At 56.8% G+C, this 12,205-nt stretch carries 12 protein-coding genes; 5 read left to right on the top strand and 7 right to left on the bottom strand.

Annotated features, from left to right (window positions below; translation table 11 throughout):
- The first annotated feature begins 39 nt into the window (after positions 1–39).
- Positions 40–1,329, top strand: a complete 1,290-nt coding sequence (gene uraA, locus FU672_RS05265; protein ID WP_148242414.1) for a uracil permease — start codon at positions 40–42, stop codon at positions 1,327–1,329.
- Between the two features lie 94 nt (positions 1,330–1,423).
- Entirely contained in the window at positions 1,424–2,125 is a 702-nt protein-coding gene (locus FU672_RS05260; RefSeq protein ID WP_166792068.1) for a DnaA inactivator Hda, read from the top strand.
- An 88-nt stretch (positions 2,126–2,213) separates the two neighbouring features.
- Here the strand turns inward: FU672_RS05260 and FU672_RS05255 are convergent, their stop codons facing one another.
- From FU672_RS05255 to celB, 3 genes are read right to left on the bottom strand one after another with little or no spacing between them, the layout of a single operon-like run.
- Positions 2,214–3,632: a leucyl aminopeptidase family protein gene (locus FU672_RS05255; protein ID WP_148242502.1), complete on the bottom strand. Its 1,419-nt coding sequence runs from the start codon at positions 3,630–3,632 to the stop codon at positions 2,214–2,216.
- On the bottom strand, positions 3,632–4,588 hold the full coding sequence (locus FU672_RS05250) for a glycosylasparaginase (RefSeq protein ID WP_148242413.1): 957 nt from the start codon (positions 4,586–4,588) through the stop codon (positions 3,632–3,634). The genes FU672_RS05255 and FU672_RS05250 overlap by 1 nt, the downstream gene beginning before the upstream one ends.
- A gap of 3 nt (positions 4,589–4,591) precedes the next feature.
- On the bottom strand, positions 4,592–5,911 hold the full coding sequence (gene celB, locus FU672_RS05245; RefSeq protein WP_148242412.1) for a PTS cellobiose transporter subunit IIC: 1,320 nt from the start codon (positions 5,909–5,911) through the stop codon (positions 4,592–4,594).
- A 145-nt stretch (positions 5,912–6,056) separates the two neighbouring features.
- On the opposite strand from celB, the gene FU672_RS05240 reads away from it, so the two are divergent.
- A complete protein-coding gene (locus FU672_RS05240; protein WP_148242411.1) occupies positions 6,057–6,881 on the top strand; it encodes a helix-turn-helix domain-containing protein in 825 nt (274 codons plus the stop codon).
- Here the strand turns inward: FU672_RS05240 and arsC are convergent.
- Both arsC and bepA read right to left on the bottom strand, forming a co-directional pair.
- The gene (arsC, locus tag FU672_RS05235; protein ID WP_045284558.1) at positions 6,878–7,234 is read right to left on the bottom strand and encodes an arsenate reductase (glutaredoxin); all 357 of its coding nucleotides are present in this window, start codon (positions 7,232–7,234) and stop codon (positions 6,878–6,880) included. The two genes, FU672_RS05240 and arsC, sit on opposite strands and share 4 nt — an antisense overlap.
- A gap of 18 nt (positions 7,235–7,252) precedes the next feature.
- Positions 7,253–8,716 (bottom strand): beta-barrel assembly-enhancing protease, encoded by a 1,464-nt coding sequence (bepA, locus tag FU672_RS05230; RefSeq protein ID WP_148242410.1) that lies wholly within the window; start codon positions 8,714–8,716, stop codon positions 7,253–7,255.
- Between the two features lie 221 nt (positions 8,717–8,937).
- Between bepA and FU672_RS05225 the strand changes: the two genes are divergently transcribed.
- Entirely contained in the window at positions 8,938–10,002 is a 1,065-nt protein-coding gene (locus FU672_RS05225; RefSeq protein ID WP_061714661.1) for an AI-2E family transporter, read from the top strand.
- A 138-nt stretch (positions 10,003–10,140) separates the two neighbouring features.
- Here the strand turns inward: FU672_RS05225 and bcp are convergent, their stop codons facing one another.
- Together bcp and FU672_RS05215 are read right to left on the bottom strand one after the other, a co-directional pair.
- Positions 10,141–10,611 carry a thioredoxin-dependent thiol peroxidase gene (bcp, locus tag FU672_RS05220; RefSeq protein WP_008501635.1) on the bottom strand — a complete coding sequence of 157 codons (471 nt, stop codon included), beginning with the start codon at positions 10,609–10,611 and terminating at the stop codon, positions 10,141–10,143.
- Entirely contained in the window at positions 10,611–11,180 is a 570-nt protein-coding gene (locus tag FU672_RS05215) for a glycine cleavage system transcriptional repressor (RefSeq protein WP_029739969.1), read from the bottom strand. Before FU672_RS05215 ends, bcp begins: the two co-directional genes overlap by 1 nt.
- 145 nt (positions 11,181–11,325) lie before the next feature.
- Between FU672_RS05215 and dapA the strand changes: the two genes are divergently transcribed.
- Complete coding sequence (dapA, locus tag FU672_RS05210) at positions 11,326–12,204, top strand: 4-hydroxy-tetrahydrodipicolinate synthase (protein ID WP_023308757.1); 879 nt, start codon at positions 11,326–11,328, stop codon at positions 12,202–12,204.
- Position 12,205 lies beyond the last annotated feature (1 nt).

Here is a 12,205-nt window from a genome sequence, read left to right as displayed (position 1 = left end):
ATAAAACACACATAACTAACCATCTCAGAGGAAAACACTATGACGCGCCGTGCTATCGGGGTGAGTGAAAGACCGCCGCTTTTACAGACTATCCCGCTTAGTTTGCAGCACCTGTTCGCCATGTTTGGCGCAACCGTGCTGGTGCCAATCCTGTTCCACATTAACCCGGCCACCGTGCTGCTGTTCAACGGCATTGGTACGCTGCTGTACCTCTTTATCTGTAAAGGCAAAATCCCGGCGTATCTCGGGTCAAGCTTTGCCTTTATCTCGCCGGTGTTATTGTTGCTGCCGCTGGGTTATGAAGTCGCGCTGGGCGGCTTTATCATGTGTGGCGTCCTGTTCTGCGTGGTGTCCTTCATTGTGAAGAAAGCCGGTACCGGCTGGCTGGACGTGATGTTCCCCCCTGCGGCGATGGGCGCCATCGTTGCCGTCATCGGTCTGGAGCTGGCGGGCGTCGCGGCGAATATGGCCGGTCTGCTGCCTGCTGACGGCCAGTCACCGGATTCCAAAACCATCATCATCTCGCTGGTAACGCTGGGCGTGACGGTATTTGGCTCCGTGCTGTTTCGTGGTTTCATGGCGATTATCCCGATCCTGATCGGCGTGCTGGCGGGTTATGCGCTCTCCTTCGTGATGGGCGTGGTGGACACCACCCCAATTGCTCAGGCGCACTGGTTCGCCCTGCCAACCTTCTATACGCCACGCTTTGAATGGTTTGCTATCTTCACCATTCTGCCTGCGGCGCTGGTGGTGATTGCGGAGCACGTTGGCCACCTGGTGGTGACGGCGAACATCGTTAAGCGCGATTTAATCCGCGACCCGGGGCTGCACCGTTCCATGTTTGCGAACGGTTTCTCCACTATCATCTCCGGTTTCTTTGGCTCCACGCCAAACACCACCTACGGTGAGAACATCGGCGTGATGGCGATTACTCGCGTCTACAGTACCTGGGTTATCGGCGGCGCGGCGATCATCGCCATTCTGCTCTCCTGCGTCGGCAAGCTGGCGGCAGCGATTCAGATCATTCCGGTGCCGGTGATGGGCGGCGTTTCGCTGCTGCTATACGGCGTGATCGGTGCCTCCGGTATTCGTGTGCTGATTGAATCCAAAGTGGATTACAGCAAAGCGCAGAACCTGATCCTGACCTCGGTGATCCTGATTATCGGCGTGAGCGGCGCGAAGGTGCACATCGGCGCGGCCGAGCTGAAAGGCATGGCGCTGGCGACCATCGTCGGCGTGGGCCTGAGCCTGATCTTCAAGCTGATCTCGGTGATCCGCCCGGAAGAAGAAATTCTGGACGCGGACGATAGCGAAAAAGCGTCACATTGATCGTATTAACGGGCGAGGGATCGCCCGGTTCTCTCCTTGCAGGTTCCGTGCTAAACTCCGTTCCGATTTTATGTAAGATCTGGTTGAGGTACTTCTGAACGGACCGGCACAGCTCTCTCTGCCACTTTATCTCCCTGACGACGAAACTTTCGCGAGTTTCTGGCCGGGTGATAACCCCTCTTTACTGGCTGCACTGCAAAACGTGCTGCGCCAGGAACACAGCGGATACATCTATATCTGGTCACGCGAAGGCGCGGGGCGCAGCCACCTGCTGCATGCCGCCTGCGCGGAGCTTTCGGCGCGCGGTGATGCGGTAGGCTACGTGCCGCTGGATAAACGTACCTGGTTTGTGCCTGAGGTGCTTGAGGGAATGGAACATCTCTCGCTGGTCTGCATCGATAATATCGAATGCGTGGCGGGTGATGAGCCGTGGGAAATGGCGATCTTCAACCTCTACAACCGCATTCTGGAATCGGGTAAAACCCGGCTGCTGATCACCGGCGATCGTCCGCCTCGCCAGCTCAATCTGGGGCTGCCGGATCTGGCGTCTCGTCTGGACTGGGGACAAATCTACAAGCTTCAGCCGCTGTCGGATGAAGATAAGCTTCAGGCGTTACAGCTGCGCGCAAAGCAGCGCGGGTTTGAGCTGCCGGAGGACGTGGGTCGCTTCCTGCTTAAACGACTGGATCGCGAAATGCGCACCCTGTTTGACACGCTCGATCAGCTCGATCGCGCCTCTATTACCGCCCAGCGTAAGCTGACCATTCCGTTTGTGAAAGATATTCTCAAGCTTTGAGTTTTTTGCCCGGTGGCGGCTACGCCTTACCGGGCCTACGAAAACCTGCCGCACTTTCCAGGCCGGGTAAGGCGCAGCCGCCACCCGGCTAAAGATCCCCCAGCAGGTGCTCAACCAGCAATGGAATCGGTCTTCCCGACGCCACGCTCCGTCCGTTTTCTCGCCACAGCGCCGTACCGCTAATGTCCAGATGCGCCCACGGAATGGCTGGCGGGCAGAAGTGATGCAGCAGCCACGCCGCCGAGGCGCTGATCGCCGCATTGTTGGTCGGCGTGTTGCACAGATCGGCAATCGCGCTGTCGGTCTGTTTTTTTAGCCGCGCATCCAGCGGCAGGGACCACACTTCATCGCCACTCTGCTTACCCGCCTGGGTCAGCGCCTGACGTAGCGGCTCATCCTGCGTCATCAGCCCGCTCAGCTCATACCCCAGCGCCTTCACCACCGCACCGGTTAAGGTCGCCATATCAATGATATAGCGCGCCTGCGGATGCTGTTGACTGGCCCAGGCGATAGCGTCCGCCAGCACCAGTCGGCCTTCGGCATCGGTGTTATTGATTTCAACGGTGGTGCCGTTGCAGGCTGTCGCCACCGTGCCGGGCTGCATGGCGTCGGGACCTATGGCGTTTTCAGCCAGCGCCAGCACGCCCATAATGCGTACGGGCAGCGCCAGCTCTGCAACGGTCAACATCAGGCCCAGCACGTTAGCTGCACCGCACATGTCGTATTTCATGGTGTACATGCCCGCGCCTTCCTTCAGCCACAGGCCGCCGGTATCGAAGGTAATGCCTTTTCCCACATAGCAGCGCACCGGTTCGTCTTTGGCACCATCATAATGAATCGCCAGCAGACGTGGCGGACAGGTCGCCCCTTTGCCAACGGCGTGCAGTAGCCCCAGACCGTGCTCAACAATAGCCTTTTCATTCAGTACTTCGCACCGAAGGGCAGGAAAGTTGGCACAGAGCCTTTGCGCCTCTTCCACCACAAACTGCGGCGTGCAGCGGTCGGACGGGATATCCGCCAGACGTCGTGCGGCGACCATGCCGTGGGCGATGGCCTGCTGCTGGCGGAAAATAACCGCCAGTCGGTCCTGCTGTTCGGGTAAACAGAGCGCGGTGATGCGCTCAAGACGGACGCTGTCACTGGTTTTCTTCAACTGCAAATCGCTTAGCCTGTGCGCCTGATTAAAGAGAAAACGCAGCACCTGTGCCAGCACCACATCGTCGATGTCAGTAACGTCCAGTATCAGCTCGGGGCTGACGGGTGAGGCGAGCAGCGGACGCAGTGCCGTGAGTAACCCTTCGGTCAGGCTATCCTGCCAGAGCGCATCGGGCAGCAGGGTGATCCGGGCAAACGGGGAGCAGCCAAAGCGGGTGTCAGCGATGCTGGCAGACTCGCGCATTTCCGCGACAAGCGCCGTTTCGGGCAAATGCGTACAGGAGGCGGAGGCAATCAAATGGCTTTGCGGAGCCGCGTCAGAAAGCGCGGTGATAAACTGATACGTAATCATCATGACTCCTCAATCGGCGCGCGGATCCGCGCGGCATAGGCCTGCATCCACTCATCGTCTACCGCGTGATAATGCGTTTTCTCCCGCAGTCGCTCGGTACGAAAAACGGTGAGGGGCTGGCGAGCCGTCGCCACCACGAACGAGAAGGTTTTAATGTTGGTGGCGGCACCAAATTCGCCCCTGTTGTTCATGCACACCACGGAGAGATCGCCCACGCGGCCAAAGCGTGACATCAGTTTGTCTTCCAGTTCGAACACCACCGAATCTGCCGCCTGCTGAGGCGTCATACCCTGCGCCATGCGGCGGACGATTTCGTAGCTGGTACAGCCTTTCATCAGATCTTCACCGACGCCCGTGGCGGTGGCGGCGCCGGTTTCGCTGTCACAGTAAAAGCCGGAACCGATAATCGGTGAATCGCCGAGTCGACCGCGTTTTTTCATGAACAGGCCGCTGGTGGAGGTCGCGACGCTCATTGAGCCCTGTTTATCGAGGCCGATAATGCCGACGGTGTCATGTCCGTCGTAAGGGCTTAAGCCCTTATCCAGCGTCTCCCGGCAGCGTTTGCGGTAGTGCTGCATGGCGCGGTCAGTGAGCATGGTTTTGTCGGCGAAGCCCTGGCTCAGCGCCCATTCCCGCGCGCCCTGACCGACCAGCAGGCTGTTGTAGCGCTGGCGGCTTAACGCGTGCGCCACGCGCACCGGGTTGGCGATATCCACCAGATTGCCCACGGCGCCGAACGCCAGCGTATCGCCGTCCATGTAGGCGGCGTCAAGCTCCACCTCACCATTTTCGGTGGGCAGCCCGCCGTAGCCGACGGATTTATAAAACGGAAAGTCTTCGACGGCGGCGACGGCATCCACCACCGCCGCGGAGACCTGTTTACCCGCAGCCAGCGCAGATGCAGACTCCGTGACGCCTTCCAGCGCCATTCGCCAGGTCGCGATAATTCCCCACATGCTTTACTCCTGTTTTGCAAGGGTGGTGTCGGTTTGCGTAACCGTGGCCATTTCCGCCGCGCGGTACTGTTTGTCCACGATACGCATAAAAGGCAGATACAGCATGGCGCCAATCAGCAGGTTGATAAGCTGCATCACGCTGCCGCTCAGATGCCCGGTGACGATAAAACCGCTGATAACGGGCGGCAGCGTCCAGGGAATAAACACCCCGGTGGTGACGGCTACCGCGCCAATCTTCATCGCCGCATACTGCACGGTGACCAGCACCAGCGGCACCAGGTTGAACGGGATAAGCATGATCGGGTTCATGATCACCGGCAGGCCAAACAGGATCGGTTCGTTGATGTTAAACACCGATGCCCCGGCGCCGAGGCGCGCCACTTCACGCATGTTTTTGCTGCGGGCGAAAATCAGCATCGCAATTACCAGCGACAGCGTGGCTCCCGCGCCGCCCATCCAGATCATGTCAAAAAACTGTTCGGTGATAATGTGTGGCGGCGTCGAGCCTGCCTGAATCGCAGCGATGTTGTCGGTCTGGTTTTCCATCCACAGCGGGCGAATGATGCCGTTGATCATCGAGCCAGAGTTAATGCCAACTGACCACAGAATGGTGATGCTGAACACCGTCATCAGCGCGCCAAAGTAAGAGGTGCCGTAGTGGCGCACCGGCGTGGCAACCACTTCGTAAATAAACTGGTGGATGGTGTTGTAGTGGGTGTTTTCAAACACGATGCGGATACCCAGCACCAGAATCATCACCAGCAGGGCCGGGATCAGCGCGGCGAACGACTCCTGCACCGCAGGCGGCACGCCATCCGGCATTTTGATCACCAGTTTTTTGCGCTTCAGCCAGCAGAACAGCTCCGTCCACAGCAGAGAACCAATCATCGCCACGAACAGCCCTTTGCTGCCAATCCACTCCACCGGAATGACGGTGATACCGCCGTTTTCCGCCACTTTGATAAAGGGCGTCAGGATGAGAAAGGCGACCAGCGCCAGGATGCCGCAGGAGATGCGATCCTCGCCATAGTGTTCCGCCAGGCGGAAGGCGACCAGGAAGCTGATGAACAGCGACATGGTGGAGAACACCGCGTTGAACGGGATTTCAATAATGGCGCTCCAGCTCTCACCAAAGGCCTGAGACATAAATTGCTGATAGGCTTGATTCGGGAACGACGAGATCACCAGCAGAATAGAGCCGACGATGATAAACGGCATAAAGGATACGTAGGCGCCGCGAATGGCCCCGAGATGACGCTGCTGGGCCGTTTTGGCCGCCAGCGGCATCAGTTTTGCTTCAAGAAATCCCAGAACATTGTTCATTGTGAACTCCGTACAAGATTGAGGGGTGTTGTTTGTGTTATGTCTGGGATTATCAGTGAAGCGTGGCGAGCGAAAGGTGAAATCGGTCACAAAGCAATCGCTGGTGTAGTATAAATCTCATAAGATTGGTTCTGAGGATCCTGCGATGGAAATTAAACTGCATGCTAATGCCACCACCACGCCGCGCATCCGTCGCTATCTTCAGCAGTCAGATAAAAGCGACAGGGAGCTGGCCACTGAGCTGGGTATTTCGGTCACTACCGTCAGGCGCTGGCGCAACCGCGAGCAGGTTTCGGATAACCATACGACGCCAAAAGTGATACACAAAGCATTGAGACAGGATCAGGTTGCGCTGGTCAATGCCCTGCGGGATATCACGGGCGCGCCGCTGGACGAACTGCTGCAGATGGTCAATAACGGACTCGGGATCGCCGTATCCCGCGCGACCCTGAACCGCTACCTCAAACCGGCTTCGGTAAAGCAGAAGGGTGCGACGTTACAGGGGAAAAAGGCGCTGAAAGCAGGCATCGTGCCGCAAAAACTCCTGTTACATCATCAGCCTCTGTCTCTGCATATGGACGATGGCGGGGAACAGCATCTGCTCTGGGCGCGTGAACCCGTGAGCGGCTGGTGCTACGCCCGGCTGTACGCGGGCATTTCTCCACAGCTGCTGGCCCACTGGGCGAACGACGCGCTGGAAGCCTGTCCGGCTGATATTCAATCTGTTGAGACTTTTGGTTTAGAGGTGAAGCTAAGGGCATGCAATGTCACCGTGACAGTGCATCCACGGCAATACCGCGCCGTTCAGGTTGCTCTGCCGCTATGTGAAATCATTCCACGTCTGAACAGTGAACCGGCAGGGGAGCTGTTGATCCAGCTGTGCGAATTTTACAACCGGGGCAAAGCGCAGAAAAAGTTGGGAGAGAGTACGCCGCAGGCCTTTCTGGAAGCGCTGCGGCATAAGGACTAGAGGATCTCGAGCACGTCTTCCGGCGGACGTCCAATGCGCGCCTGGCCGTTCGCCACCACAATTGGGCGCTCAATCAGCTTTGGATTTTCAACCATTGCCTGGACCAGTTCAGCCTCGGTGAGACGGCTGTCATCCAGGTTAAGCGACTTATACAGATCTTCTTTCTGGCGCATCAGCTCTCTTGCACTGCCCATTCCCAGCATGTGCAGCAGCTGGCGAAGGGTTTGCGCGTCCGGTGGGGTGTCGAGGTACAGCACCACCTCCGGCTCAACGCCGTTAGACTTCAGCAGGCTCAGGGTATCGCGGCTCTTGGAGCAGCGAGGGTTGTGATAGATTTTTACGGCGTCTGTCATGACGTTAATTCTCCTTTATTACATCTTTTCGTACGGCTTAAAGCGCTGCTGCAGGCCGCGCAGCTGATCGATACGCGCGTCGTAACGGGCCTGCTGGAGGCTGCCGAGTTTGACCTGCGAGCTGGCGCTGCTGAGCGCGGAAATCGCCTGATCGAGGCGGCCCACCAGGGCAAAACCTTCGGCACGCGCCGCCAGCTCCTGATCGCGGTTGCCGAGCTGGGCTTCCGCCTGAGCGAGCAGATCCCAGCCGTTTTGATCGTCTTTATTATTAAAGGTGTAGCGGTTCAGAATGGTCGCCGCTTCGCCAGGTTGACCGCCCTGTAAGTAAGCGTTCGCCAGGTTAAGCTGCAAGACCGGGTTGGTACGGACGTCTTTCGCCCCTTTCAGGCGGTTAATCGCATCGGCAGTTTTCTTCTGCCCCAGATCGATATCCGTCGACAGATCGAGGTACCACGGGTTGTTCGGGTCGGCTGCCAGAAGCGGTTGCAGCGCTTTACGCGCCTCGTCGTATTTGCTGGCTTCCATCGCCTGGAGCGCCTGACCATATTGCGCGGCGTTTTTCTCACGCACGTTGCCTTTCGCCAGGGTATCCAGCAGGTCGCTGGTGAGCTGGTTACGCCCGGAATTGTACATCCCTAGCGTTCTCACTTTCGCCATGTAGAAATCCTGTGATGACTGGACCACGACCGGGCGCATCTGGTTGGCACGGTTACGCGCGTCCGACAGACGGCTTTCTGGCAGCGGGTGGGTCAACAGAATTTCCGGCGGACGGGAAGAGTAACGCGCCTGATCGAGCAGTTTTTCCAGGAAGCTCGGCATGGCCTGCGGGTCAAAGCCCGAACGCTGCAGCACCTGAATCCCGATGCGGTCCGCTTCCTGTTCGTTTTGCTGGGTAAAGCTGATCATCCCCTGGCGCGTTCCCGCCAGCGTACCGGTCAGGGCTGCCATCCCGGCCTGCGGACTGGCCATCGCCAGCAGAATAGAACCCAGCGCGCCCACCCAGGTGAGGGGGGCGTTACGTTTCTGGTCTTCCATGGCACGCGCCAGGTGGCGCTGCGTGACGTGCGAAATTTCGTGCGCCATCACCGAGGCCAGCTGGCTTTCGTTGTCAGAGTAACGGAATAACGCCGAATGCAGCACCACGTTGCCGCCAAAGAAGGCGAAGGCGTTGATTTCGTCATTATTGATTAAATAGAAATGGAAGGGCGTTTTTACCGAGTCGGCGTGCGAAACCAGACGCATCCCCAGCCCGTTAATGTACTGTACCAGCAAAGGGTCGTTAATCAGCGGGGCGCTGCCGCGCAGCTGGCGAACATAGTAATCCCCCATTTGCATCTCTTGCCCAATAGAGAGCGTGCTTCCTGCTGTGGTGCCCATGTCCGGCAATGTATCGGACGAGTCAGCAAAAGCGGGCAACACCTGACCGACCGTCAGCGCGGCAATCAGTGTTGCAACCAGTGTTTTTCTCAACTGCCTGAACATAACCACTGTCCTGTATGTTGGATGTGCTAATTTGACCGATGAACCGGCATATCGTTCATCTCTGCTGCTCTGCGAGTGTAGCCGTGTTAGAGCATGAAGAAAATCCCATTCCTCAGGCTTTTGCGGATTGCAATCGGGATACAAAAAGCGAAAGTCTTTTTTGTGACAGTTAGATACAATTCACCGTCTCACTCCCGCCATTCGATTCAGGGAAGGGTTGTATGCTCGAAATGTTAATGCAGTGGTATCGGCGTCGGTTCAGCGACCCGGAAGCCATTGCTTTGTTGGTTATTCTGGTTGCCGGGTTCGGTATTCTGTTCTTCTTCAGCGGTCTGCTCGCGCCCCTGCTGGTGGCGATTGTGCTGGCGTACCTGCTGGAGTGGCCAACGGTGCGTCTGGAGCACATCGGCTGTTCCCGTCGCTGGGCGACCAGCATCGTCCTGGTACTGTTTGTCGGCATCCTGCTGCTAATGGCCTTTGTGGTTATGCCGGTAGCCTGGCAGCAGGGGATCTACCTTATTCGCGATATGCCCGGCATGCTGAACAAGCTTTCTGATTTTGCCGCCACGCTGCCGCGCCGTTACCCGGCCCTGATGGATGCCGGGATTATTGATGCAATGGCCGAAAATATGCGCGCTCGCATCATGACGATGGGCGATTCGGTGGTGAAGTACTCTCTGGCCTCGCTGGTCGGACTGCTGACGCTGGCGGTTTACCTTGTGCTCGTGCCGCTGATGGTCTTCTTCCTGGTGAAAGATAAAGATCAGATGCTCAACGCCGTGCGCCGTATTCTGCCGCGCAACCGCGGGCTGGCAGGGCAGGTCTGGGAAGAGATGAACCAGCAGATCACCAACTACATTCGCGGCAAGGTGCTGGAGATGATTGTCGTGGGGGTAGCCACCTGGATTGGCTTCCTGATTTTCGGCCTGAACTACTCGCTGCTGCTGGCGGTGCTGGTGGGGCTGTCGGTCCTGATTCCGTACATCGGCGCGTTTGTGGTGACAATACCGGTTGTTGGCGTCGCGCTGTTCCAGTTTGGGCTGGGGACGGAGTTCTGGAGCTGCTTTGCGGTGTACCTGATTATTCAGGGGCTGGACGGTAACCTGCTGGTACCGGTGCTGTTCTCCGAAGCGGTGAACCTGCATCCGCTGGTGATTATCTTATCCGTGGTGATTTTCGGCGGGCTGTGGGGGTTCTGGGGCGTGTTCTTTGCGATTCCGCTGGCAACGCTGATTAAAGCCGTGGTCCACGCGTGGCCGGATGTGCCGGCGGTGGAAGAGAAGTAGGTTTTGTGCGGGCTGATGCCCTCACACCGGCTCTCTCCCACGGGGAGAGGGGGTAAACACTAAAAACGGCAACCCGGTTGCCGTTTTGCATTTACCTTGTAGGTCGGGTAAGGCGAAGCCGCCACCCGACACTCACTTTCAGGCACTTTCTTTCAGCCAGTTCAACACCACATCGTGGTGGTTGCTGGTTTTGAAGTCGTCAAACACATGTTCAACTTTACCGTCAGCGTCAATCAGGAAGCTGATGCGGTGAATGCCGTCGTAGGTTTTACCCATAAACGTCTTCTCGCCCCAGACGCCGAACTGCTCGCACACCTGATGGTCTTCATCAGAAAGTAGCGTGAAGTTCAGCAGTTCTTTTTCAGCAAATCGTGACAGCTTTTCTGGTTTATCCGTGCTGATACCCAGCACTTCCACGCCGACTTTTTTCAACTCGTCCATGTTGTCGCGTAAGCCGCAGGCCTGTACGGTGCAGCCGGGGGTCATGGCTTTCGGGTAGAAATAGACCAGAACACGCTGTCCCTGGAAGTCGGTCAAATTTACTTGCTCGCCGTCTTGATCCGGTAAGCTAAATTTCGGTGCGATGTCACCGGCTTTCAGTGGGTTCATTACTCAACTCCATCCTGTTCGTGCTGCGAATAATTGACGACGCTTATACTGCCCTGCGCGTTTAATTCTGTACAGAGGGCTTTGAACGCTTGCTCGATATTTGACGCATCCTGTGAAGCAGGGCTGTGCGCGGTAATTTGAATAAACAGCACCGGAAGACCCTGGTCATCGCTTGTCTGCGTACGGGAAACCAGTTCGGCAATATTCATCTGATGGCTGTCAAAAAGCGCCGTGAAACGCTCAATCAGATGCGGAGAATCAGGTACTTCAACCTGCACCCAGACGGTAGAAGGCAGTGCCGGACGCGGACGCGCAGTGGTGCGCTTCATGACAATCAGCAAATCCAGTTCGGCCCCCTTCAGCGGCAGGGTCGATTCAATCAACGTAATGGCGTTCCATGTCCCGGAAAGCAACATAATAAATGTGAACTCTTCGCCAAGCATCGCCAGACGGCTGTCTTCGATATTACAGCCGCAGCTGCTTACGTGGCGGGTGATGGTGTTCACGATACCCGGCCTGTCGGCACCCAGCGCAGTGATAACCAGGTAATGTTGTGATGAGGTTGTCAAACCTGTTCTTCCTTTGCATGGTTAAGTCTTCCTAAGGAAAGCATAAAAAAAACATGCATACAACCGCCTGAGAGCCTCAGGTCGCTTGCTTTTATTACAGTTCCAAACGTAACATTGAGGCTCTTGTTCGCACAGAGGATGGCTCATGTTCACGGGAAGTATTGTCGCGCTTGTTACACCGATGGATGAAAAAGGTAATGTCTGCCGGTCAAGCATGAAGAAGCTCATTGATTACCATGTCGCCAATGGAACCTCGGCGATCGTTTCGGTAGGGACTACCGGAGAATCCGCAACGCTGAGCCACGACGAGCACGGCGATGTGGTGATGCTGACCCTGGAACTGGCGGACGGACGTATTCCGGTCATCGCGGGGACAGGGGCTAATGCAACCGCAGAAGCTATCAGCCTGACCAAACGTTTTAACGACAGTGGCATCGTTGGCTGTCTGACGGTGACCCCATATTACAACCGTCCTACTCAGGAAGGTTTGTTCCAGCACTTCAAAGCCATCGCTGAACATACTGACTTGCCACAAATTCTGTATAATGTGCCGTCCCGTACCGGTTGCGATATGCTGCCGGAAACCGTTGGTCGTCTCTCGGAAGTAAAAAATATTATCGGTATTAAAGAGGCGACAGGGAACTTAAGCCGCGTTCATCAGATCAAAGAGCTGGTTTCAGACGACTTTATCCTGTTGAGTGGTGATGATGCGACCGCGCTGGACTTTATGCAGCTCGGTGGCCATGGCGTGATCTCCGTAACGGCAAACGTTGCGGCGCGCGATATGGCTGAAATGTGCAAACTGGCCGCAGCCGGCCACTTTGATGAAGCGCGTGTTATTAATCAGCGTCTGATGCCGCTGCACAATAAATTATTTGTCGAACCCAATCCGATCCCAGTGAAATGGGCATGTAAGGAGTTGGGACTTGTAGCATCCGACACGCTGCGTCTGCCAATGACACCGATTACCGACCACGGTCGTGACATCGTCAGGGCGGCGCTGAAGCATGCCGGTTTGCTGTAGA

It is taken from the genome of Enterobacter asburiae (assembly GCF_008080435.1).
In the GTDB taxonomy this organism is placed as follows: Bacteria; Pseudomonadota; Gammaproteobacteria; order Enterobacterales; family Enterobacteriaceae; genus Enterobacter; species Enterobacter asburiae_C.
Note: the sequence above shows the minus strand (reverse complement) of the source record. Positions and strands in the feature narration are given on the sequence as shown.